Annotated in this window: 22 protein-coding genes; 20 read left to right on the forward strand and 2 right to left on the reverse strand. The window is 69.8% G+C overall.

What is annotated here, in order from left to right:
* Position 1 precedes the first annotated feature (1 nt).
* The 4 genes from K7B10_RS39670 to K7B10_RS41120 all read left to right on the forward strand — a co-directional run bounded on the left by K7B10_RS39670 (position 2) and on the right by K7B10_RS41120 (position 3,252).
* Entirely contained in the window at positions 2-1,243 is a 1,242-nt protein-coding gene (locus tag K7B10_RS39670) for a helix-turn-helix domain-containing protein (RefSeq protein ID WP_229344588.1), read from the forward strand.
* Positions 1,244-1,293: 50 nt separating this feature from the next.
* Complete coding sequence (locus tag K7B10_RS39675; RefSeq protein ID WP_229344589.1) at positions 1,294-1,548, forward strand: hypothetical protein; 255 nt, start codon at positions 1,294-1,296, stop codon at positions 1,546-1,548.
* Between the two features lie 163 nt (positions 1,549-1,711).
* Positions 1,712-1,957, forward strand: coding sequence for a hypothetical protein (locus K7B10_RS39680; RefSeq protein ID WP_229344590.1), 246 nt, complete (start codon positions 1,712-1,714; stop codon positions 1,955-1,957).
* Positions 1,958-2,514: 557 nt separating this feature from the next.
* Complete coding sequence (locus K7B10_RS41120; RefSeq protein WP_308284677.1) at positions 2,515-3,252, forward strand: NUDIX domain-containing protein; 738 nt, start codon at positions 2,515-2,517, stop codon at positions 3,250-3,252.
* Positions 3,253-3,267: 15 nt separating this feature from the next.
* On the opposite strand, the gene K7B10_RS39690 is transcribed toward K7B10_RS41120, so the two are convergent.
* Positions 3,268-4,641 (reverse strand): NsdA family TPR-like regulatory protein, encoded by a 1,374-nt coding sequence (locus tag K7B10_RS39690; protein WP_229344591.1) that lies wholly within the window; start codon positions 4,639-4,641, stop codon positions 3,268-3,270.
* A gap of 192 nt (positions 4,642-4,833) precedes the next feature.
* Between K7B10_RS39690 and K7B10_RS39695 the strand changes: the two genes are divergently transcribed.
* From K7B10_RS39695 to K7B10_RS39755, 13 genes are all read left to right on the forward strand, one after another.
* Positions 4,834-5,625: a 2-keto-4-pentenoate hydratase gene (locus K7B10_RS39695; RefSeq protein WP_229344593.1), complete on the forward strand. Its 792-nt coding sequence runs from the start codon at positions 4,834-4,836 to the stop codon at positions 5,623-5,625.
* 59 nt (positions 5,626-5,684) lie between these two features.
* Positions 5,685-6,551 carry an acetaldehyde dehydrogenase (acetylating) gene (locus tag K7B10_RS39700; protein WP_229344594.1) on the forward strand — a complete coding sequence of 289 codons (867 nt, stop codon included), beginning with the start codon at positions 5,685-5,687 and terminating at the stop codon, positions 6,549-6,551.
* A 13-nt stretch (positions 6,552-6,564) separates the two neighbouring features.
* Positions 6,565-7,593: a 4-hydroxy-2-oxovalerate aldolase gene (dmpG, locus tag K7B10_RS39705; RefSeq protein ID WP_229344595.1), complete on the forward strand. Its 1,029-nt coding sequence runs from the start codon at positions 6,565-6,567 to the stop codon at positions 7,591-7,593.
* Positions 7,590-8,570 carry a beta-ketoacyl-ACP synthase III gene (locus K7B10_RS39710; RefSeq protein WP_229344596.1) on the forward strand — a complete coding sequence of 327 codons (981 nt, stop codon included), beginning with the start codon at positions 7,590-7,592 and terminating at the stop codon, positions 8,568-8,570. Before dmpG ends, K7B10_RS39710 begins: the two co-directional genes overlap by 4 nt.
* Complete coding sequence (locus tag K7B10_RS39715) at positions 8,567-8,797, forward strand: acyl carrier protein (protein WP_229344597.1); 231 nt, start codon at positions 8,567-8,569, stop codon at positions 8,795-8,797. Before K7B10_RS39710 ends, K7B10_RS39715 begins: the two co-directional genes overlap by 4 nt.
* A gap of 8 nt (positions 8,798-8,805) precedes the next feature.
* Positions 8,806-9,654 (forward strand): HpcH/HpaI aldolase/citrate lyase family protein, encoded by an 849-nt coding sequence (locus K7B10_RS39720; RefSeq protein WP_229344600.1) that lies wholly within the window; start codon positions 8,806-8,808, stop codon positions 9,652-9,654.
* The gene (locus K7B10_RS39725; protein WP_229344601.1) at positions 9,651-10,181 is read left to right on the forward strand and encodes a MaoC family dehydratase; all 531 of its coding nucleotides are present in this window, start codon (positions 9,651-9,653) and stop codon (positions 10,179-10,181) included. The genes K7B10_RS39720 and K7B10_RS39725 overlap by 4 nt, the downstream gene beginning before the upstream one ends.
* 12 nt (positions 10,182-10,193) lie before the next feature.
* Complete coding sequence (locus tag K7B10_RS39730; RefSeq protein WP_229344602.1) at positions 10,194-11,366, forward strand: GNAT family N-acetyltransferase; 1,173 nt, start codon at positions 10,194-10,196, stop codon at positions 11,364-11,366.
* 840 nt (positions 11,367-12,206) lie between these two features.
* Positions 12,207-12,902, forward strand: coding sequence for a hypothetical protein (locus K7B10_RS39735; protein ID WP_229344603.1), 696 nt, complete (start codon positions 12,207-12,209; stop codon positions 12,900-12,902).
* 539 nt (positions 12,903-13,441) lie between these two features.
* Complete coding sequence (locus K7B10_RS39740; protein WP_229344604.1) at positions 13,442-13,846, forward strand: DUF3846 domain-containing protein; 405 nt, start codon at positions 13,442-13,444, stop codon at positions 13,844-13,846.
* A gap of 229 nt (positions 13,847-14,075) precedes the next feature.
* Positions 14,076-14,420 carry a hypothetical protein gene (locus K7B10_RS39745; protein WP_229344606.1) on the forward strand — a complete coding sequence of 115 codons (345 nt, stop codon included), beginning with the start codon at positions 14,076-14,078 and terminating at the stop codon, positions 14,418-14,420.
* Positions 14,421-14,545: 125 nt separating this feature from the next.
* Positions 14,546-15,112 carry a hypothetical protein gene (locus tag K7B10_RS39750; protein WP_229344608.1) on the forward strand — a complete coding sequence of 189 codons (567 nt, stop codon included), beginning with the start codon at positions 14,546-14,548 and terminating at the stop codon, positions 15,110-15,112.
* 72 nt (positions 15,113-15,184) lie between these two features.
* Positions 15,185-16,267 (forward strand): DUF932 domain-containing protein, encoded by a 1,083-nt coding sequence (locus tag K7B10_RS39755; protein ID WP_229344610.1) that lies wholly within the window; start codon positions 15,185-15,187, stop codon positions 16,265-16,267.
* Here the strand turns inward: K7B10_RS39755 and K7B10_RS39760 are convergent.
* Positions 16,190-17,011 (reverse strand): hypothetical protein, encoded by an 822-nt coding sequence (locus K7B10_RS39760; protein ID WP_229344613.1) that lies wholly within the window; start codon positions 17,009-17,011, stop codon positions 16,190-16,192. The genes K7B10_RS39755 and K7B10_RS39760 overlap by 78 nt on opposite strands.
* A 194-nt stretch (positions 17,012-17,205) precedes the next feature.
* On the opposite strand from K7B10_RS39760, the gene K7B10_RS39765 reads away from it, so the two are divergent.
* The 3 genes from K7B10_RS39765 to K7B10_RS39775 all read left to right on the forward strand — a co-directional run bounded on the left by K7B10_RS39765 (position 17,206) and on the right by K7B10_RS39775 (position 20,976).
* Positions 17,206-18,480, forward strand: a complete 1,275-nt coding sequence (locus K7B10_RS39765; protein WP_229344616.1) for an AAA family ATPase — start codon at positions 17,206-17,208, stop codon at positions 18,478-18,480.
* Positions 18,481-18,634: 154 nt separating this feature from the next.
* On the forward strand, positions 18,635-20,212 hold the full coding sequence (locus tag K7B10_RS39770; RefSeq protein ID WP_372481588.1) for a TnsB C-terminal domain-containing protein: 1,578 nt from the start codon (positions 18,635-18,637) through the stop codon (positions 20,210-20,212).
* On the forward strand, positions 20,209-20,976 hold the full coding sequence (locus tag K7B10_RS39775) for an AAA family ATPase (RefSeq protein WP_229344621.1): 768 nt from the start codon (positions 20,209-20,211) through the stop codon (positions 20,974-20,976). Before K7B10_RS39770 ends, K7B10_RS39775 begins: the two co-directional genes overlap by 4 nt.
* The last annotated feature ends 668 nt before the right edge of the window (positions 20,977-21,644 follow it).

The raw sequence follows: 21,644 nt of genomic DNA on the forward strand, positions 1-21,644 counted from the left end.
GATGCTTGAGGAGCAAGAGGCTATCGGGCAGCGGATCCGCCGGCAGCGCTTGAGCGTGGGCCAGACGCAGGCAGATCTGGCGGCCGCGGTCGGCAAGACCCAGGCCTGGGTTTCCCGGGTCGAGAAAGGCCAAATCGAGCTCGACCGCGCCACCTTGATCAACGCCCTGGCAGCCGCGCTGCACTGCCACCCGAACACGCTCATACAGCGCCCGTACAGCAGCGCACCGGGGGCCGAGCCTGACGTGGGCTGGCACGCGGCCGCCGCGTCCGTCATGCGGGAGCTGCGCCGCTACGACCTTGCCCCGGTCTTCGAGGGAGCCCCGCGTCCTTCAGCCATCCTGTGGCAGGAGATGTGCCGCCTGCATCGTCTGCGCGATGCAGCCGCGAACTCCGCGATCCTGCGAGAGGTCCCGGACCTGCTACGCGAGTCCCGAGCGCTGGCCGAGGTCACCGTCGGCCGGGAGCGCGAGGAAGCGTTCGCGGTGTACGCGGTCGCCTGCAAGTTCACTCATACCGCCGTGCACGCCCTTGGCCAGCCCGAGTTGGTGGCATTGGCCTGCGAGCGGGCCGTATGGGCCGCGCAACGCTCCGGGGACCCGCTCCTGCCGGCCGTGGCCGACTGGATGCGGGTGTGGGACATGTGGGCCACCGCCGACTACGGCGACGCCCTTGCTCTGGCGGACAAGGCACTGGCAGGTGTCCAGGAGCTCTACGACGGCGGTGACCCACTGGCCCTGCGGGTATGGGGTTCGCTGCAGCTGCGGTCAGCGGTGTCCGCCGCACGGGACGGGAACGCCGGGGAGACCAGGGCACGGATGAGGCACGCCGTCGAAGCCGCCGACCGGGTCGATGCCCACGTGGGTCCCATCCCCTTTGACCGGCACTCGCTCACGTTTTCCATGGGCAACGTGCACATCCACGAGATCAACGTGGCATTGGAGATGTCCAACCAGCGTGAGGCCCTGCGCCTGAACCGCGACGCCGATCCGGGCCACATCGCCGCTCTGCCGAAGTCCAGGCAGGGCCACCACCACATGGACCTCGCCCGCGCGTGGCTGTGGGACGGCAACCGTTCCAAGGCGCTGACGGAACTGGAGACGGCGGAAACCCTGGCCCCCCAACTGGTGCGCAACCACCCCATCGCCCGCGCCACCCTCCGGCAGCTCGTATACGCAGAGCGGCAGCTGACTCGGCAGAAGCTGCGGGGCATGTCGGACCGATTTTCGCTGGATGACCTGTAGGTATACGCCGGATTCATATCGGCCCGTATGCGGGCCCTTACGTTCTGCTCATGCCTGAGCGACCGACCATCGACCAGGCCGCACCCTGCCGCTCCTTACACGCGGCGGGCGACTGGCGGCCCCAGCGCGGCGACCTCGCCGCCGACACCACCCGCGGCCGCACCGGCGTGGTGGTGTCCCTACCGGAGGACACCGGCACCCGCGTCTACCACCTGAGGCCCGAAGGCGGCGGCACTGACTGGACCGCCCACCGTGCCAGTCTCACCCCCGCCCCCGAAAGCCCTGGCAGGGAGGTGACCGGGTGAGCCGCGCGCATGACACCGGACACCCCCCGCTCCCCTCCCCGCCAGCCGGGCCCAGTGAGGAACTTCAAGCCCGCGCCCGGGAAGTCATGGCCCGCTACCTGGCCAACGTGCCGGCGCACGACGACATCCGGCCCGATGCGGCCGGCAGGCCTCACGAGGGGCGGTGACCACCATGGCCGCACCGCGTCGCACCGCGCCGTACCGGGTCGGCGATCTGGTCACCGGCACCTCGTACGTGGCCCCGCAGAACCGCGGGCGCGAGAGCCCGGAGCTGATCACCGGGCGCGTGGTTCAGGTGGGATCGGGGTGGGACGGAATCGATGCCGACCAGGCATATGTATGGGTACGGCTTGCCTCCGGCCGCGAGCGACAAGCCCTGATAAGGGACATCCAGAAAGTGACCCTGTGAGCAGGTACCGGTGAACAAGCCCCGGCTACAGCGCGCCCGGGTCGTAACGACGCCAGCCGCCGGACACACCCCGTCGCCGCACATATCGATGACGCTATCGGCCGCGTACCTGTGCGGCGGCTGCGCACCTCTTGTAGGACCTCACTCGTACTGTTGTCGGCGACGGGAAAAGCGCCGCGCAGGCGGGCCAGGCGTCCCTGTCCGCTGCCGGGCGGGCAACCTCACGCACAGGGATGCCTGCCTCTGGCGCGCCGCTGCGGTGAGTCAGTGCCCGGTCGGTGCCTCGCTAGTGCCGTGCGTCCAGGCGCTCGCTTTCCTGACCAGCCGCGCCATGAATGTTCTGGGCACGTGCCAGACATCGGCGCCGCCGTGCTTCGTTGAGGGATAGCCACGGTCAAGATGCTGCTGGCCCTACCGGGCTCCGCGTGCGGTCGCCGGCCCGACCGACGGCAGAACCCGAGCGCGCGCGAATGACGACCATGACTGCTCTCACCGGGACCCGTCCGCTTGTACCCGAAACAGCGAGGCACAAGCTGTCAGGGTTCTACGATGAATGGGTGCCCGAGACGCTACCCCCTGTTGTTGACTTGTTCGATGTTGAACGACTCCAGCTCACCGAAGCGGAGGAGCCGCGCCTGTCATCCTCGGATGAGGTGGCCAGAGATCGCGTGTGGGAGGAGGCGGTCCACGCCAACCCGGGTCTCTTCGACGGGCCCGTGGTGGCTTGCGCTGAACTGCAACGTACAGGCTCGCGCGTCCTAAGTTTGTCCTGGGTGCGGGTCACCTACCGGCATTACGCCCTGCGCCGTGTTCCCGGCGCAACGGCGCTGCCGTCGTTGTTCGTGAATGTAGTTCAGCCGACCGACGCCGGCCGCGTGCTGGTTGCCAGAATGTCGTCCTCCACGGCTGCGCCTGGCCGCTGGCAGTTGCCTGGGGGATCCGTGGAACCACCCCAGAAGGGTGAGCGGTTGGAGGAGTCCGCGTTGGCGGGCCAGGCCGCACGGGAGCTGGCCGAGGAGCTGGGGCTCGAAGTCGGCGCAGAGGCGTTGAGGCTGTGGGCCGTCACCCGCGGGGAGAACGGCAGCGTGGGCCTGACCTACCTTGCTCCGACCTGTCCCGAGCCCACGCTGCGTGGCGCCTTCGCCGCCGCTGCGGCAGCCGAACGTGCTCAGGGGCGTGAGCCCGAGCTCGACGAGATCGCCATGGTGAGCTCGCCGCAGGAGCTCGCCTGCCTGTCCGGACCGCACGCGGACTATCTGGAGCCGATCGTCCGGCGTTTCGCCCACAGCCGCTGAAGCCGACGGCAAACCTCATGTGCCGGCGAGGAACTCGCGACCGCGTTCGTCGAGCTCGGCGACGCACCGCAGACCGCGGGCCCGGAAGCGGGCGAGGTCGCCGCGCATCCTGGAGACGGCCTTGCGGGTCCGTACGGAGCGGACGCCGCTCATGTGGTTGATGGCCCGGTGCCAGGTGGCGCACGCCTGCTCGATGCTGCCGCGCTTAAGGTGCATCTCGGCTCCCGCGACGAGGTCTAGAGCGACGATCCGCGCGTAAGTGGAAGACGGGCGTGCTGTGGCGGCCAGCGCGTACTGTTCGGCGGCGGCGTGGTGGTCGCCGATGGTCTCGTGGACCTTGGCGGTGCGGGAGTACACGGATGCGGCCGGCGGCCCCCAGGCCAGCGCCCAGAACGGCACCTCGTCCCCCGGTGCGCCGGTCAGCAGCGTGCGGGCGTGGTCGGCGGCGGCCAGGGCCGCACGGTGTTTGCCGCTCTTGGCGAGGGTGTGGGCGTGAACGACGCGGAAGAGAGCTTCGGTCTGGGCGTCGACGTGGCCCTTGGCCCGGTCCAGGCCGGTCTCGGCCAGGCCCAGGCAGTGCTCCGGGCGGTGGAGTTTGAGGCCCTGCATGGCCATGGTGCGCATCACGAAGCCGTCGTGCCCGCGGAGGCCAGATTCGGTGGCCAGGGCGTAGGACTGGAGGTAGTAGCGCTGGGCGAGGCCTTGCTGGCCGGCGTCGTAGGACTTCCAGCCGAGTAGGTGCACGCCGCGGCTGGCGGCGGAGAGCATGTGCTGGCGGACCTCATCGGTGCGGAATCGTGCCCGGCACAGCGGGGCGACGTCGTCGCGAAGGTAGGTGACGAGGGCGCTGCGGCCGTGCTGTCCGCCGTGGCGTTCGTCCATTTCGGAGAACGCGTTGATCATGTCGCGGACGGCAGCGACCTCGGCCATACCGACGGTGTGGCTGGTGCGTGCTGCGGCGGTCCGGGCAGCGATGTCCTGGACGTGGTGGAGGGGCAGGGCGGCGGCGGCCACGGAGTAGGCGGAGGCTGTCAGGAAGCGGCGGCGGTCCAACTCGTACCTCCACATGGGCAGCAGGGCGTCCAGCGGGTCGTTCCCGAGGGACAGTCCGATGGTGTCACTTTCGGCCTCGGCTGTGGAAGGCAGTCCGAGGTCGGCGGAGGTCAGCAGGCGGCCCAGGCGTCGGGAGAGGGCGACCGTGAGGAAGCGGGGGGTGTCGCCACGGGGTGCGGAGCCGCCGATCCAGTGCTCGATGGCCGACTTGTTGGTGCGTAAGCGGGTGCCGCACTCGGCCGCGACGGCGCAGACCGCCTTGGCTAACGCCTCGTAGGTGAGGCCGGATTCCGCGACGAGGGCTTTGAGCTGGTCGTTCGGCGTGCGCGTGGTCATGGGCACCTGCCTGGGATATACGCGATATACCGCTTGGCCTGCCCGCCACCGTACCGCTGCGGGGCTCCTGGCGGTTGACTCTTCATCAGGCCAGAGCCCGGCGGTCGGCAGCCGTATCAGCGCCGCCCCGGATCTGCTCCCGTGCCCACGTCTACGAGCCGTATGGATGCCCCATGTCTAGGAGGGATCTCCGTGGATGAGCCCGACAACTGCTGGATCGCCGCCACCGCGTTGGCGTTGCTGGCGGCGGAGTACGAGAACGTGCCGGTCGAGGCCCTGACCCGGCGCCGGCCCGGCCTGTCGCTGGAGACCGCCTACCGCATCCAGGCGGCCACCGTAGCCCGGCATGTGGCGGCCGGCGCCCGCGTCGTCGGCCACAAGGCCGGCGCCACCTCCAAGGCCATCCAGGAGCAGGCGGGCGTCGACGAGCCGGACTCTGGTGTCCTCCTGGACGACATGGTCCTGGCCACCGGCAGCACCGTGCACCGCTCCGTGCTGATGCAGCCGCGAGTGGAGGCGGAACTGGCCTTCCGGCTCGGCAGCGACCTGAGCGGGCCCGACGTCGCTCTGGAACAGGCTCGGGCGGCGGTGAAGGAGGTGTTCCTCGCCTTGGAGGTGATCGACACCCGATTCACCGACTGGAAGATCACCATCGCGGACAGCATCGCGGACAACGCCTCCTGCGGGCGGGTGGTCACCGGCCCCATGGTGCCCTTGGACGCGGACATGGACCTGGCGGCCGAGCCGGTCGTCGTCAGCGTCAACGGAACCGCCGTCGCCACGGGCGAGGGCCTGGCTGTCCTGGGCGACCCGCTGCTCGTCCTGGTCTGGCTCGCCGGACGGCTGCACTGCTTCGGCGAAGGCCTGCGGGCCGGTCAGCTGGTCCTGGCCGGCGCAGTACACGCGAGCCTCCCGCTGGAAGCCGGGAGCACGGTCCGCGCCCATTCGCCGCACCTGCCGCCCGTCGAGCTGCGCGTCCGGTAACCGGCTCGGCACCGCTTCTCTGCGCATCCACCCTTCTCCCTTGAACGAAGGAGCGGCCGATGGCTGCTGAACAACGAAGGCGCGTCGCCGTACTCGGCGCGGGTCTGATCGGGGTCGACCTCGCCGGCAAGATCACCCGGTCGTCGAAGCTGGAGCTGGCCTTGGTGGCAGGCCGCAGCCGCGACAGTCTGGGCCTGCGCCGGGCGGCACAGATGGGTCACCCCACGGCCGCCGGCGGTGTCCGCGCCGTGGTGGAAGCCGGGGCGTTCGATGTCGTCTTCGACGCGACCAACGCCGACAGCCACGCCGAGCACTGGGCGGCGCTGCGGCCGACCGGCACCACCTTGATCGACCTGACCCCCACGGGTCTGGGCACGGTCACCGTACCGGGCGTCAAGGGGCACAGCTCGGCAGCTCACCGGCATCTCAACCTTGTCAGCTGCGGCGGGCAGGCCTCCATCCCGATCCTTAACGCCATCGCCCAGCGCTGCACCCCGAACTACATCGAGGTGGTCTCCACGGGGGCGAGCGCGAGCGCCGGTCCGGCCACCCGACTCAACCTCGACCAGTACATCGTCACCACCTCGGCCGCAATCCGGACCTTCACCGGCACCCGGAAGGCGAAGGTGATGGTGAACATCAGCCCCGCCCGGCCCGCCCCGCCGTTCCGGGTCGTCATGACCGTCCTCGCCGACACATTCCGTCCCGCGCCGGTGCGGACGAGCATCGCAGCCGCCGTCGACGCCGTCCGCGCGTACGTGCCCGGGTTCAAGGTGACCTCCCTCGCGGTGGACCCCGGCCGGATCCAGGTCGCGGTGGAAGTCACCCCCTCCAGCCGCCACCTGCCCCGGCACGCCGGAAGCGTCGACATCATCAACGCCGCCGCCGTCCTGCTCGCCGAGCAGTCCGCTGCCGCCTCCCGATGAAGGGAACCAAGCCGTGAACAGCACGCCGAACGATCCCCGGCCCACCGTTCTGATCCACGACCCGACTCTGCGCGACGGGCATCACGCGGTCGGCCACCAGCTCGACGCCGACCAGCTCCGCGCCTACGCCACCGCCGCGAACACGGCCCGGGTGCCGGTCGTGGAAGTCGGCCACGGCAACGGCCTGGGCGCCTCCAGCCTCCAGATCGGCCGCGCCCTCCTCGACGACGCCACGATGCTCACCACCGTCCGCGAAGCCCTCACCTCCTCGAAGATGGGCGTCTTCATGGCCCCCGGCTGGGGCACCTCCGAAAACCTGACGGCTGCCGTCCACCTCGGCGCCGACGTCGTACGAATCGCCGCGCACTGCACCGAGGCCGACGTCACCGAACGCCACCTAGCCACCGCCCGCAACATCGGCGCGGAAGCCCAGGGAGTCCTGCTCATGAGCCACATGGCCAGCCCCGACCGCCTCGCAGAGCAGTGCGCCCTCATGGTGAAGTACGGCGCGCAGGCCGTCGGCATCATGGACTCCGCCGGCCACTACCTCCCCGGCGACGTGATCGAGCGGATCCACGCCATCATCGAGGCCGTGGACGTCCCGGTGATCTTCCACGGCCACAACAACCTGGGGCTGGCCGTGGCCAACTCGCTGGCTGCCGTGGAGGCGGGTGCCTCCGTCATCGACGCGACCGCCCGCGGGTTTGGTGCCGGAGCGGGCAACACCCAGCTCGAAGCCCTCGTGGCCGTCCTCGACCGGCGCGGCTTCGACACCGGCATCGGCCTGCGCGAGATCCTGTCCGCCGCCGATGTCGCCGCCGACCACCTGATGAAGGCCCCGCCGTCCATCGACTCCATCGCCGTCGCCGGCGGACTGGCCGGGGTGTTCTCCGGGTTCAAGCGCCCCGTCCTGGAAGCCGCTCGCGCCGAAGGCGTCGACGCCATCGACCTGTTCCTCGCTCTCGGGAAGCGGCAGGTCGTGGCCGGGCAGGAAGACCTGATCGGTGATGTCGCCCGGCAGCTCAAGGCGGGCTCTCGATGACCCGGGCCGCCGTGGTGGCCGCGGTCGGCGCAGCCCTCCCTGCGTCCGTCGTCTCCAACGAGGACCTGACCGCGCGCCTGGACACCACCGACGAGTGGATCCGGTCCCGGACCGGGATCACCCGCCGGCACGTCGCCGCTGCGGAGGAGTCCACCGCCGACCTCGCAGTGCGGGCAGCCGCCCAGGCCCTGACCAGCGGCGAACCGGATCACGTGGACACCTTGGTCCTCGCCACGACCACGCCGGACCGCTGCTGCCCGGCCACCGCGCCCGCCGTCGCCACCCGCCTCGGACTCACTGGCATCCCCGCCTTCGACCTCGCCGCTGGCTGCACCGGCTTCCTCTACGCCCTGGCCACCGGCGCCGGACTCATCGCCGCCGCAACCGCACGCACGGTCCTCGTCATCGGGGCGGACCGCCTAGCCAGCCTCCCCCACCCCCACGACCGCACCACCGTCCCCCTCTTCGGCGACGGAGCCGGCGCCCTGCTGCTTCGCCACGGCACCGCAGGCAAGCCGGGAGCGCTAGGCCCGGTCGTGCTGGGCAGCGACGGCACTGGCGCGGACCTCATCCGCGCTGACCACCCCGGCGCCCTCCACATGGACGGAGCCGACGTCTTCCGCCGCGCCGTCGACCGCATGACCACCGCCTCCAGGCAGGCCGCCACCGCCGCCGGGTGGGACCTCGGCGACGTCGACCGGCTGGTCCCGCACCAGGCCAACAGCCGCATCACCTCGTTCGTCGCCCGCCAGCTCGGCGTCCCCGACGGCCGCCAGCTCAGCAATGTGGCCGAGGTCGGCAACACCGGCGCCGCCTCCATCCCCCTGCTGCTGGCCCGCGCCTCGTCCGACGGCCGCCTGAAGCCCGGGCACCGCACGCTGCTCACCGCGTTCGGTGCGGGACTGACCTGGGGCGCCCTCACCCTCACCTGGCCCGACCTCACCCGCACCCACCGCCTGGAAGGAGCCCCGGCATGACCGGCGACCTCGCCTGCATCCTGACCGACGACCTCAAGCTGCCCGCCGATCAGCTGACCGACGACGCCAGCCTCGACCACGCCGGCTTCGACTCCCTCGCCGTCGTCGAGCTCTCCGTCCTCCTCACCGACCGGTACGGCATCGACATCACCGACAGCGACATCAAGAACGCCGCCACCCTCGGCCAGCTCGACCTCCTCATCACCAGCAAGCGCACCGGAAGGTAGACCACCCCATGACCCACACCAGCCGCCGGCCCGGACGGGCCTGGATCATCACCCCCGGCCTGCGCACCGACCGCTTCGAGGCCGCCCGCGCCTCGGGCGCCTCGGTCGCCGTCGTCGACATCGAGGACTCCGTCGCCCTCCCCGACAAACAGACCGCCCGCACCGCCTCCGAGGCCTTCTTCGCCGTACCCGAATCGCCGGCGTGCACGCTCGGGATCCGCATGAACAACCTCACCACCCTCGACGGCATCAATGACCTCGTCGCCCTCGCCGCCTACACCGCTCGCCCCGACCTGATCGTGGTCCCCAAGGTTGAATCCGCCCGCGACATCGAACTCGTGGCCGCCGCCCTCGACGCCGACGGCTACACCCCCGACATCTGGGCCCTGATCGAAACCCCCCGTGCCCTGAACGCGCTCCCCGAGATCACGCATGCACCCCGCCTCGGCGGCGTCATCTTCGGCTCCGCCGACTACGCCGCCTCCGTCCGCTGCGGCCTGGACTGGGATGCCCTCCGCTACGCCCGCTCAGCCCTCATCAACGCCGCCACCGCCGCGAACATCCCCGCCATCGACGCCCCCACCTGGGAACTCGACGACCCCAACGCCCTGCGCCGCGACGCCGAACGCGCCAAGGAACTCGGCTTCTACGGCAAGGGCTGCGTCCACCCCCGCCACGTGAAGGTGATCGACGACGTCTTCACCCCCACCGCCCAGGAAATCGCCGAGGCCCGCGCCATCGTCGCGGCCGCCGACGCCAGCGGCGGCTCAGTCACCACCGTCGACGGCTACATGCGCGGCACCCCCTTCTTCAACCGCGCCCGCGCGCTGGTCGCCGAAGCGGACCAGTCCTCATGAGCACCGTGCTGCCCCACGGATACCGGGCCATCGCCGAAGAGCGAATCCGGGAGAGCGTCGGCCTCTCCTACGGCGAGCTCACCCCCGGCCTGGTCATCGAGCACCGGCCCGGCCGGACCGTCACCGAACTCGACAGCCTTCTCGGCGCCGCGCTGAGCGGCAACGTCGCCCCCATCCACACCGACGCCCACTACAGCAGCCAGACCCAGTGGGGCCAGATCCTGGTCTGCTCCGGCGTCACCCTAAACCTCGTCGCCGGAATGACCGTCCGCAGCATCAGCGGATTGACCACCGCCAACCTCGCCGTCGACCGCGTCCGCTTCACCGCCCCCGTCCACATCGGCGACACCCTCTACGCCGAAACCAGGATCCTCACCCGCCGCGCTTCGGAGACCAGCCCCGGCAACGGCGTCATCACCTGCCACACCACCGCGCACAACCAGACGGGCACCGCCGTCACGGCCTTCAACCGGACCTTCCTGGTCCCCCTGGATGCCGACGCCGTCCGCGACGCCACCAACTACTAGAAGGGCGGGCCCGTGAACCATCAGCTGACCTTCACCGCGGCCGACAGGGACCTGTGGGAGCAGTACGACCAGCTCGCCGCCCGCGCCTACGGCCACCCGGTCTCCGACATCACCCACCTGCGCGGGCACGCCGACCTCCAGGTCGCCCTCCGCGGCGGCCGTGTCGTCGCGGGAGGCCTCGGCCTCCTCGTCGACCAGCATTTCGGCGGCGCCCCCGTGCCCAGCGCCTGCCTCGGCGACGGCTGCGTGGCCCCCGAAGAACGCGGCGACCACGTGGCCACCGACATGGCCACCGAGCGACTGCGTCCCCTCATCGACCGCGGGGCGGTGATCTCCACCATCGTCACCTCCTCCACCGGCTACGCACGGCGCCTCGGCTGGGAGGCCCCGGTCGACGTCCTCGCCTGGGCCGTGGCCACCGACGACCTCAAGAAGTCCTTCACTGGCGAGGACTTCGAAGTCGAGCACGGACTCACCGACGAAGCCGAAGTCCTCCAGCGCCAGCTCGCCCGGCAGTGGAACGGTCCCGTCCACCGCCCCGCCTGGTGGACCCGGTGGAAGCAGGACAAGAGCAACCTCACCGCGTACCGCTTCGCTCGTCCCGGCCTCCCTACCGACGGCCTGCTCACCTTGACGACCAAACGCCACGAGCGCCATGGCATGAGCCTGGTCGTCCACGACTTCTGGGCCGCCAGCCAGCCCACCGCCGCCGCCATGCTCGCCTTCCTCGGCCGCCACAGCACCCGCGCCCGCACCATCAACTTCCGCCGCGGCGCCCTCCCGCCCTACCCCACCCTGCTCCACGCCCTCCGCCACCACCGCACCACCGCAGAGTCCTGGCACCCCTGGATGGTCCGCATCCTCGACGCACCGGAAGCCATCCGACTACGCGGCTGGCCCGCCGACCTCACCACCACAGTCCACGTCGAAATCGAGAACGCGACGGGCGAAGACTGGAACCGCTGGCTGCTCCACATCAAGAACGGCTCCGCGGAACTCGCCCCCACATCCGTCCCCGGGCAGGTGACACTGAGCCGGAGGCAGCTCGCGGTCTGGTACGCCGGCGGGTACCGCACAGCCACCAGCGCCCGCATGGCCGGAGTTCAAGCCACGTCCGAGCAAGCCCTCACGAGCCTGATCCGAAGCACGACGGACCGCGAACCCTGGCTCCCAGACCACTTCTGAAGACCAGTCTCCAGAGCCTTCCAGATCCGCTGGATCTGGAAGGCGCAGACCGGCCGCCCAATACGAGAGTCCGCGACCGGGCCCTTGTCCCAGGGCGGCGCCGACGACGAGGCCCCCGCTCCCCGCCCGCGGGGTCCGGAGGTCTGCTTCACCTGCCTCAAACCCGTCAGATCATTGCCTTCTCCAGTCTCACCCTCGGCACGTACGTGGCTTTCGGCGTCTCACTGCCCGGCTTGATGGCGACGTGCGCGGAGAGAAGAGCCGGGCGACTGACGGGGATAGTGAGGGGGAAAGTGAGGGGGGTGCATGGCGGGGAACCTGAGGGGGAGTCTGAGGGGGAAACCAGTGCCACAGTGGTTCTGCATTTTTGCTGGTCAGTGCAGGCGTCAGTGCTGGTGGCTGGTCAGACGTAGTTAAGGGGGAGGGGACGGGTTTGGGTTTGATCAGGTGGTGTCTGTTCCGGGTGGCTGGGTTGGGCTTGGGGTTGATGGGGTGCGTTTAGAGGTTGGCAAGTGGGCCGGGCATGTGGCTTGGGAGAGCTGGGGGAAAGGAGAGAAGGGCAGGCCGGAGGTGGCATGGAGATGGGGGGTGGGGGTGAAAGAGATGTGGCCGGCGCCCACTTCCGCCGAGGGCGGGTGGCAAGGGCGCCGGCCTACCGAAGAACACACCTTGGGAGAAACCCACATGCGTCTCAGGGCCGAGCATAGCGCTCGGGCAATCCATCGGCACACCATGCCGCTCGGATGCGGTACCTTTTTCACGCATGCGTGATCACCGCCCTGGCGGATCCGAGTGCATTGGCGTGCCCTGCACGTCTCGCCTATCGGGAGGTCGGAAGTCGTGATCCGTGCTGGACGAACCGCGGTGGGGCGCCGTGAGCTTGCGGGCGTCCTCGGGCTGAAGTGGTCCACCTTCGACCGCACGAAGCCGCATACGGCTGCTGACTTTCCGCTGCCGGTCAGCTCCGAAGGCGCACTTGTCCTCTTGTGGGACCTGGAGCAGGTGGAGGCTCACCGCGACGGCCGGCCGCAACCGGTCATCCCGGCGGTCGACCGCGAGGAGGACCTCCTCGACCGCCGTGAGGCGGCGCTCCTGCTCGATGTGAAGCCGCGCAGCGTGGACAGCTACAAGACCGACCCTGGCCTTGCCGACCATGTCGTCGTCGTGGGCGGGGTCGAGCACTGGCCGCGCGCTGCGGTGCTCGCGTACGCGGTCGGCCGCGGCGCCATGAGCGCTCCCAGCGGCCGGCCGAAGGGATCGGGCGACATGGTCCCCCGCGACCTGCTCCCCGGCCGCATCGCCGAACTCCTCGACGCCAACCCCGCGGTGACCGCCGCCCACGCCGTCGATGTCCTCGGTATTTCGACCCCTGCCGCCCAGCGGCACCTGCAGCAGGAGCGCGCGGCGCGCATCGTCGCGCTGATGCGCACCGAACCGGGTCTCGATGCCGAGGGGGCTGCTGAGCGCCTCGGCTATCCGCCGGCGGTCCGCCGGGCAGCGCTGAAGGCCGCTCAGGAGCTCTACGAGGCCTCCTAGCACCCCAACCCCGACTTGCCCTTGAGGGGGCCGCAGCTGTCCGGCTGTGGCCCCCTCAAGGCATTTCAGCCAGGCGGGGGGCGGGCGTTGCGGGTCTGGCGCCGGCCCGGGGGTGAGCGGCTTCGCCGCTCACCCCCTTGGCCGCGGGCGGTCGTGAGGCCTCGACCGGCTCCGCTGCGCTGCGCCGGTCGAGGCCTCACGACCGCCCGCGCTGCGGGGTGTGGTGGTGGGTGGAAAAGGCAGGGGTGCGCGCTGCGCGCGCAGAATACCCCTGCCTTTTCCACCCACCACCACACCCCTTGCCCTCCGCGCTTCGCGCTCCGGGTCCAGCCGACACCAGCCCCGCAATGCCCGCCCCCCCGCCTGGCTGTAAACCCCGTGCGACCTGCGAATACATCACTCTTTCGGGGCGGTCTGCGAGGGCGTTCCCGCCCCCAAGTGACGTTAGATTGCGGTAGAATTCTCTTGTTGGTGAGGGGATGTGGCAAGACCCCACCGGTACCGAAGAACCCCCGGCCCTCGACCTTTTAGGGAGAGCTGTGACCACGGACATCAAGCCCTTCGCCCTGATCGTGCACAACGACGGCAGTTTCGTCCTCGCCGACTGGACCCCCTCCTCTGAGCCCCACGAACTGCTCAGCCGCGAAGGCATCCACCAGACGACCCGGATGGCTTCACAGCGGATCGACGACACCTTGACCGCCTGGTCAGACGACAACGCGCTCTGGGAAGACGGTCAGGTCAACCGCAGCGCTCAGCGGCTGCTCAACACCCCGCACACCATCTGCGGCCCGATCGTACTGACCGGAGCCATCCCCCACACCTGTGCAGCCTTCGCGGATGGCCTCACGCAGGACCAGGCGCTCCAGCTCATCGAGCGTCACCTGACCACCAAGCGCGTGCTGATGCGCAGCCTGCACATTCCCGCGCAGCGCACCCGCTGACACCCGTCACGGGCGGCCGGGCCCCTGCTCGGCCGCCCCTGTCCCACCCTGCGGGACCGGGAGTGGCACCCGGCCCCGCAGGTCTACCGCAGAACACCGAAGAGAGGGCACGCCCATGTTCGACTCCCCTTCCCGTGAGCTGTCTGCCGCACGGGAGCTCGCCTGCCGATCCATAATCTTGCTGCGGTCCCTGGCCTGCGCCGCCGGTGAGGGACCCCACCACCTCACGGTGGTACTGGCGACCGAGGAAGAGACCTGTGACGACGTCACGTGCGTTGAGGGCCAGTGCATCATCGACGGGCCCGTGTTGAACGAGGACGACAGCAACGATCCGGTCGTGTTCGTCGCGTTCCTTCTGGCCACGACGACGACAGGCGTCAACGCCATGTTGGCCGCGCGCACGATGAGCTCTGACGGCCGTGTGCGGTTCATGTCCTGGATGGTCAGTGACCTCGCCGCGTTCCCGGCCACGGCCGAGCAGAGCCACGTGGCCTACTGCATTGCCGAGGACCGAGACCTGTCCGACCCGCTTCCCCCGGCGATCACCTTCGTGGATGCCCCCACCCTGGCCTGACCGGCCCGGCCTTGGTCGGCCGCCTGACCCGGCGGCCGACCGTTCCGAGCCCTGACGCCTGAATCTCTTCCAACACCCACATCCCAGCCGGATAGGCATTCCGGCCTGCCCAGAGGAGCACCGCCATGACGAACGACGATAGCCCGCACGGGTACCGCATCGGCAGGGCCGACCATGAATGCCGCTACCCGGTCCTGGTCGATGAGCAGCAGATCGGCCGGATCTTCCGATGGCACGGAGGATGGCTGGCCATCCCGGCCGGAACGAGCGAGCCGATCCGGCGGGGCGACGGCCGGGACGGCAGCGACGCCGCCGCCCGCTATCTCCTGGAGGAGTACCGCGCGGGACGCATCACGCCCCAAGCGGACACGCGGAAGCCGGACCAGGGAACGGGCGGCCGCGTGCCGCTGCTGCACCCACGCATGCGCGACACCGACCGCAACCAGAACACGGCCCGCAAGGCCGTGGCCGGTCTGACCGCCTACCAGTGGGAGCCCCGCGGCGGCTACCCCGGAGCGGACAACCCGTGGGCGGTCCGGTGCCAGCTGTGCGGGTGGGAGGGCAACCGCTACTGGTCCCATCTGCGCGGCCGTAACGGCAACCCGCCCTCGCCGTACCGGCACCCCGGCTGCATCGACGCTGACAAGGTGCGCGCCGTGATCCCCGCGTACGCGAACACCTCGAACGACTGACCACAGCCCGCCTGCGGCGGGGGAGTGGCACCCCCGCCGCATCCGTAGAACACCCCAGAAGGAGAGACTCCGATGGCACACGAGATCGAGCAGTTCAGTGACGGTACGGCAGCGTTCGTCAGCGCTCGTGAGAGCGCCTGGCACAAGCTGGGAACGGTGACCGCAGACGCGCTGACCGCCGAGGACGCTATGCGTTTGGCGGCGCTGGACGGTTGGAACGTCCGTTTGGTCGGCCTGCACGCCACCGAGCTGACGGCACAGGGCGCGACGCTTCTGGACGTGCCGAATCACCGGGCGAGCGTACGGACGCATCCCAAGACCGGGCGCCCCGAGACTCTCGGAGTTGTCGGCCCCGACTACACGCCCGTCCAGAACGAGGAGCACGCCGAGTTTCTCAACTTCCTGGCAGACGAGTCCGGCGCGCACTTCGAGACGGCCGGATCCCTCCGAGAGGGCCGACAGGTGTTCCTGACCATGAAGCTTCCCCAGACGATGACCATCGGCTCCGGTGACAACGTGGACCTGTACATCGCGGCTTTCAACAGCCACGACGGCAGCAGCGCATTCCGCATCGTCGTCACACCTGTGCGGGTGGTCTGTGCGAACACGCTGCGCGCCGGTCTGCGGAACGCAAAGAGCAGCTACACCGTCCGCCACACCTCCGGAGCACGTGGCCGCATCGCACAGGCCCGCCAGGCCCTGGGCCTGACGTTCAAGTACGCCGAGGAGTTCGAGCAGGCCGCACAGCGCATGCTCGACACGGAGATGACCACCTCCATGCTGCGTACGGTCGTCGACAAGCTGTGGCCCGTCGCCGACGCCGACAGCACCCGCAAGAAGAACAACCAACAGTCCCGTTGGTACACCATCCGCAACCTGTTCGAGCAGGCCGACACCCAGGCCGGCATCCGTGGAACGGCGTGGGCGGGATACAACGCGATCACCGAGTATGCCAACCACATCGCCCCCGCCCGCGGTGCCAGCCCCGACCTGAAAAGCGCCGCCCGCGCCGAGCGCGTCATCTCCGGCACCGCCGACGACGTTGTGAATGGGTCGGCTGGTGGCAGCGGTTGGGTGTCAGCCGGTGGCGGTACTGGGGAGGGGCTGGGTGAGGCCTCCGATGCCGTCGACCTGGTCGGGTGTGAGTGTCGGTGAGAGTGGCCAGTTGAAGGCTTCGGGGCCTGGCCAGAGTTTGGTGGCGGTACCAGTGGGGTCGAGTGTTGTGACGAGGTCGATGTGAAGGGCTTCTGAATCGGCTTCGGCGATGAAGAGTGCGATGTGGTTGATCACGATGGTGGTCACGTGCCCCAGGCTTTGCTTTGCTTCGACGCCGACGACCCATGTTTCGCCGTCTTCGTCGGTCTCGGTGATGGGCGTTGAGGGCAGTTCGATCCCGACTTTGTAGTGCCTGGTTCTGGCGCTGGGGTGAGGTTCACATGCTGCGGCCCAGACGGTGAGGTTCGCCGGCGGGGTGTTGGTGGTCATGATGTGGATGCGGTGGTCTTCGGGAACGGTGTAGGGGTCGCCGTCCACGCGTGCTCTGACCATGGCCGTCTTGGCCGCCCACGTCGCGAGGACCTCTGCGCCGGCTTTGGCGACGTGAGTGTGCTCACCGCGGAGGAGGGGAACCAGGGTCTTCTCCGCGCGGTTCTCCAGGTCGTTCATCCAGCCGTTGTTGCAGTCGCCGCAGACATCCTTGAGCGTCTGATTGAGGATGGACTGGGGTACCTGGCGGGACATGGATATCTGTGTTCCGTCGGAGTAGCCGCGGTGCATGGTCTCTGTTCGGTCCTTTGGGGCTCCCCAGAGGACCTGGTTGATGAGTTCGCGCCGGAGGACGTGTTCACCGGTCATCTTTACTTCGGGCGCTGACCGACCGCAGAACAGGCATTTCTTCATTCGAGCATGGTGCCTTGCCGATTGGCGGGCTGTCTGGGGTTCCGTCTTGCGCTGTTTCTGTACCGGCAGCGGATCTTGGCTGCCACTGAATGACCACGCTGCTGCCACGGGCTGCATAGCAGCAAGGCGGCTGGCTGGCATGAGGTTGCCCATTCCTATGTGCAGCTGGTTGGGGTGGGGGTGTGTTGGTGGGTATGGGTGAGGGTGGCCGGTTGGCGCGGGGTGTGGTGGTGCGTCGGTTGTTGGCGGTGGATCAGGGGCCGGGGTCGGTGTCGTCGCTGCATGTGCGGGTGATGGCCGAGGCGGCGGGTGTGACGGTTCGGACGGTGTGGCGGTGGTTGTCCGAGGCGCGTGAGGGACGGCTGGGGCCCGCGGGGCGGCAGGACAGGTTCACGCTGGGTGACGGGTTGTGGGCTGGCCTGGCGGGGGTGGGTGGGAACGTCGCGGCGTTGCACCGTCGGATGACGGCCGGCGGTTCGTCTTCGGCTGTGGGTGTGCCGTCGTTGGGGACGTTGCATCGTGCGGTGCAGCGGGATCTGCGTGCGGGGCGGGTGTTGGAGGTGGCGAGGCCGTCCCGGAATCGGGTCGAAGCCGGCCGCTACGACCGGGTCCTGGCCGAGCTGAAGCTGGAGCGGGCGGCTGAGGGTTTGCCGGTGGTCGACGCGGCTCCGGCGGCCCCGCCGGGCCCCGGGGCAGGCGAGGACGGCGAGGAGAGCACCGGGCCGTCGCGGGGCGGGGTGCGGTTGTTCGTGCCGGGGGCCCGTGTGGTGTCGACGGCCGAGGTGGCTGCGGTCGTGGAGGTGGTGGGGCACACGGTGGCGGCGCGGGGGATTGGGTGTGTGTTCGGGGAGCCGGGGGTGGGGAAGACGGTGGCGGTGCAGCAGGCGCTGCATCTGCTGCCTGACCGGGTGCCGGTATGGCGGGCGGTGGTCGCGGTGAAGCCGGGTCTGCCGCAGATGCGAGCGTCTCTGCTGGAGGCGCTGGGGCTGGCGGCGGGTTCTCTCTCGCACCGTGCGCAGCCGGCCGACCGTGCCCTGGGGGAGGCGCTGCGCCGCCCGGGGGTGCTCTTCCTTGACGATGCGCAGCGTCTGTCCCCGCCGCTGCTGGACTACCTGCGGCTGCTGTGGGACGAGCCGGGTACGGCGGCGGCATTGCTGCTGTGTGGGGCGGGCGTGGAGCGGGTGATCGCGCGGGCGCCGGCGCTGAGGTCGCGCGTGCTGACCTGGCACCAGGTCCCCGAGCTGGATCAGGAGCGGCTGGCGGAGACGCTGGCGATGTTCCATGACGTGTGGGAAGGCGCCGAGCCGGCGGACGTGGGATGGGCGGATGCGACGGTGGCGCGCGGCAACTTCCGTACCTGGGCGAAGATCACTTCGCATGTCTACGCGCTGTCGAAGCGCGGCCGGGACGTGCAGGTGGACCGTGCGCTGATGGAGCAGGCCTGTGCCCGGCTGGGGCCTTACCCGTAGCGCTCGGCGGGGCGGGATCGGGAGAAGGAGGCCAAGACCGACGGCAGAGGGCGGTTCCATGATCAGCTCATCCGAGGCGGGGGCACCGCTGGACCTGTCAGAACCGATGCCCGAGCTCCAAGGGCAGGCGCTCGCGGCGTTGCGCGGCCCTGCTGTGCAGCGCTTGTTGCGGCTGCGGGCCCGGGGACGGCTGTCGCGGGGGCATGTGCGCCTTGTGGGGGAGTGTCTGGGGGTGTCGGAGCGGACGGTGTGGCGGTGGCTCGCGCAGGCTGAAGCCGATCCGGACGCAGGTGCTGTTCCGGGTGCCCGGCCGGTGGACCGGTTCGAGGTGACGCCGGAGGTACGGGTGCTGCTGGCGTACTGGCGGGGCAACGCGTCCGCGGTCCACCGGCAACTGGTGGCCCGCGGGAAGACGGCGGCTGGTGAGCCGGCCACCGCGGTGCCGGCTGGAGCGCCGATGGAGTCGGTGCCGCTGCTGGATCCGGTGCCGTCGTTGTCGACGTTCCTGCGTGCGGTGCGACGTGATCTGACCGCGGGCGAGCGTGCGGGTCTGGCCCGCGGGCCGGAGGCGGCTCGGGCCCACGACGTGTTCGGGCGCCGCCCGATGCAGTGGCGGAACCAGACCTGGGAGGCCGACCATGTCCAGGCGCCGCTGGTGGTCGACGCGGACGGGGAGCTGGTCCGCCCGTGGGTGACATGGTTCATCGACGTCGCGACGAAGACCATCACCGGCACCGCGGTCACCCCCGGCCATCCGTCCCGGGCCTCCATCCTGGCCGCTCTGCGTGCCGCCGTGTTGCGCACCGGCCCCTACGGGCCCGCGGGAGGCATTCCTGAGCACGTGCGCGTCGACCGCGGCCGGGACTTCCTGTCGAAGACCGTCCTGGGCGCCCTCACCGACCTGGACACCAAGCGCGAGGATCTGCCTGCCTACAGCCCTCATCTGAAGGGCACGGTGGAGAACCTCAACCGGTGCGTGGACCGCATGCTCTTCGCGATCCTGCCCGGCTACACCCTCACCCCCAAGCCCCGGCCCGCCAAGAAGAAGCCTGACCCTGATGAGCCGGTGCCGCTGACGTTCGCCGAGTTCACCGCAGAGGTCCTGGACTGGACGCGGTGGTGGAACACCGAGCACCGCCCAGCCGGCCTGAACGGCCGGACCCCCGTCGAGGCCTGGCAGGCTGATCCCACCCCCTTCACGGACGTCCCGGAGGCTGCTTTGTGGGGGCTGATGCTGGAGGACGACGGCCGGGTCCGGAAACTGAGCAGCCACGGCGTGCGCTGGCGCGGCCGTGATTACCTCGGCGCGTGGATGGCCGGCCAGGCAGGCCGCCACGTCAGGATCCGGCACATGCCCCACCACGACCATGAGATCGAGGTCTGCGACCCGGCCGGCCGCCACCTGGGCACCGCCCACCTCGCCGACGCCGCCACGCCCGAGCAGCTCGACGAGCTGCGCCGCACCCGCACCGTACGGGCCCGCCGCCTGCGCGAGGACGCGAAGAAGGCCGAGGCCCTGCGTCGGCAGCGCTTCGCCCCGGCCACCACTCCCACGCCTGCCCAGCGCCTGGGCACCCTCACGGCCGCCGAAGCCGATGCGAAACTGGCGACGTGCGCCGGCAGCGACATGGCCGCCTTGGCCCTGCCGGACCTCATCCCGCCCGCCCCACCGCCCGACGACTGGAACACCCCGGCCTCCCTACGCCCTGCTGTCCGTAGGGAGAAGCGATGACGAGCCAGCTGCCGCCGCGAGAGACCGACCACTACACCCAGCTCGCGGACGCCGCGGTCGTCACGACCCGCGCGCTCCTGGCAGCGAGGGAGAACATCGCTGACACGATCGAGGCCAGGGCGATGATGTGCCTCCACGGTCCGGCTGGTGTCGGCAAGACGCTTGCCTCGAAGGTCTGCCTGCGCGAGCTGGAGCGGACCCGGGGCGAGGAGGTCTGCCGCATCTCCTTCCGCGCCCGCCCCACGGCCCGAGCGGTGCGCCACGAGCTCTTCGCTGCGCTCGGTCTGCCGGGCGAACCTCCGCGTCACCCGTCCGAGTTCGACCGGCTGATCCTGGACTCGCTGGCGGCCCAGCCGCGTACGCTGGTCGTGGACGAAGCCCAATGGCTCAATCGAGAGACGTTCGAATACTTCCGGTACACGTGGGACCACCCGTACTCGCAGATCGCGATCATCTTCGCCGGCGGCGAGGGAGCCCATACCGTGCTGCGGAAGGAGCCGATGCTCTCGTCCCGCATCTTCATCTGGCAGCACATCACCAAGCTCACACCGGAGGAAGTTCAGCAGGTCATCCCGCTCTACCACCCCGTCTGGGCACGGACCGATCCCGCGGACATCGCCTTCGCCGACCGTCACGCGGCGCATGGCAACTTCCGCAACTGGGCCCGGCTAACAGCCCACACCGTGACCGCTCTCGAACGAACAGGCCGCGACCACCCCGACCAGGAAGTGCTCCGCTGGGCCTTCAGCAAGTTGGGCAGCTGACACCCCCCACGCAGTCCCGTGATCGCGACAGCAGGGTGATCGGTGAAGTAGCGATGCAACCCACTGGCTCCAGAGTCAATCCTGAACAAGAAATGAAGCATCGGTTGGCTCGGGTAGGTTGTCCGCATGGCTGATGCTTCCGACTACGAGAAGGCCATGCCCCGGGTTCAGGAACACGCGGCGCGGTTCGAGAAGGCCCTGACCGTGCGACGCATGCTGGCAGACCCGCGCCGGAAGTGAAGGAGGCCCTCCTGACCGCTGGTGAGAGGTATGGCGTGCGCATCGCCAACGAGGTCACGCAGGACGCGGCCGAACGCATCGCTGACGGCACGCTGTAAACAACCAGAGCCAGACACGTTCAGGTAGGAACCCAGCGCAACACCCGATCACCGCTGCCAGCCGCCCGCGCAGCGGGCCGGCCTGGAGGCGGAGCCGGAAGGCCCCGGGTGGGGGAGCGGAGCGGACCCACCCAACAGGCCGAAGGCCTGCACCTCGTGAAACGAGGTCACCTCCCGCGCGAAGCACGGGAGGTCTGGCCTGGCTCTGCCAGGCCAGTGGGGTGGAGCGAAGCGGTGTGAGGTGTGGGGTGGTTGTCGTTGGTTAGTGCGGGTTGGTGTCACTGGTGGTTGAGGGCCTGTTGAGGGCCCTGTTTTTGTGTCCGGGGTGTG

The organism is Streptomyces flavotricini, from assembly GCF_020639365.1.
In the GTDB taxonomy this organism is placed as follows: Bacteria; Actinomycetota; Actinomycetes; order Streptomycetales; family Streptomycetaceae; genus Streptomyces; species Streptomyces flavotricini.

Bases quoted from the DNA above. Each gene is read 5' to 3' on its own strand.
- K7B10_RS39775 (WP_229344621.1), top strand. From the start codon at position 20,209: ATGACGAGCCAGCTGCCGCCGCGAGAGACCGACCACTACACCCAGCTC.
- K7B10_RS39700 (WP_229344594.1), top strand. From the start codon at position 5,685: ATGGCTGCTGAACAACGAAGGCGCGTCGCCGTACTCGGCGCGGGTCTG.
- K7B10_RS39690 (WP_229344591.1), bottom strand. From the start codon at position 4,641: ATGACCACGCGCACGCCGAACGACCAGCTCAAAGCCCTCGTCGCGGAA.
- K7B10_RS39675 (WP_229344589.1), top strand. From the start codon at position 1,294: ATGCCTGAGCGACCGACCATCGACCAGGCCGCACCCTGCCGCTCCTTA.
- K7B10_RS39710 (WP_229344596.1), top strand. From the start codon at position 7,590: ATGACCCGGGCCGCCGTGGTGGCCGCGGTCGGCGCAGCCCTCCCTGCG.
- K7B10_RS39750 (WP_229344608.1), top strand. From the start codon at position 14,546: ATGACGAACGACGATAGCCCGCACGGGTACCGCATCGGCAGGGCCGAC.
- K7B10_RS39760 (WP_229344613.1), bottom strand. From the start codon at position 17,011: ATGAAGAAATGCCTGTTCTGCGGTCGGTCAGCGCCCGAAGTAAAGATG.
- K7B10_RS39765 (WP_229344616.1), top strand. From the start codon at position 17,206: ATGGGTGAGGGTGGCCGGTTGGCGCGGGGTGTGGTGGTGCGTCGGTTG.
- K7B10_RS39725 (WP_229344601.1), top strand. From the start codon at position 9,651: ATGAGCACCGTGCTGCCCCACGGATACCGGGCCATCGCCGAAGAGCGA.
- K7B10_RS39670 (WP_229344588.1), top strand. From the start codon at position 2: ATGCTTGAGGAGCAAGAGGCTATCGGGCAGCGGATCCGCCGGCAGCGC.
- K7B10_RS39755 (WP_229344610.1), top strand. From the start codon at position 15,185: ATGGCACACGAGATCGAGCAGTTCAGTGACGGTACGGCAGCGTTCGTC.
- K7B10_RS39715 (WP_229344597.1), top strand. From the start codon at position 8,567: ATGACCGGCGACCTCGCCTGCATCCTGACCGACGACCTCAAGCTGCCC.
- K7B10_RS39720 (WP_229344600.1), top strand. From the start codon at position 8,806: ATGACCCACACCAGCCGCCGGCCCGGACGGGCCTGGATCATCACCCCC.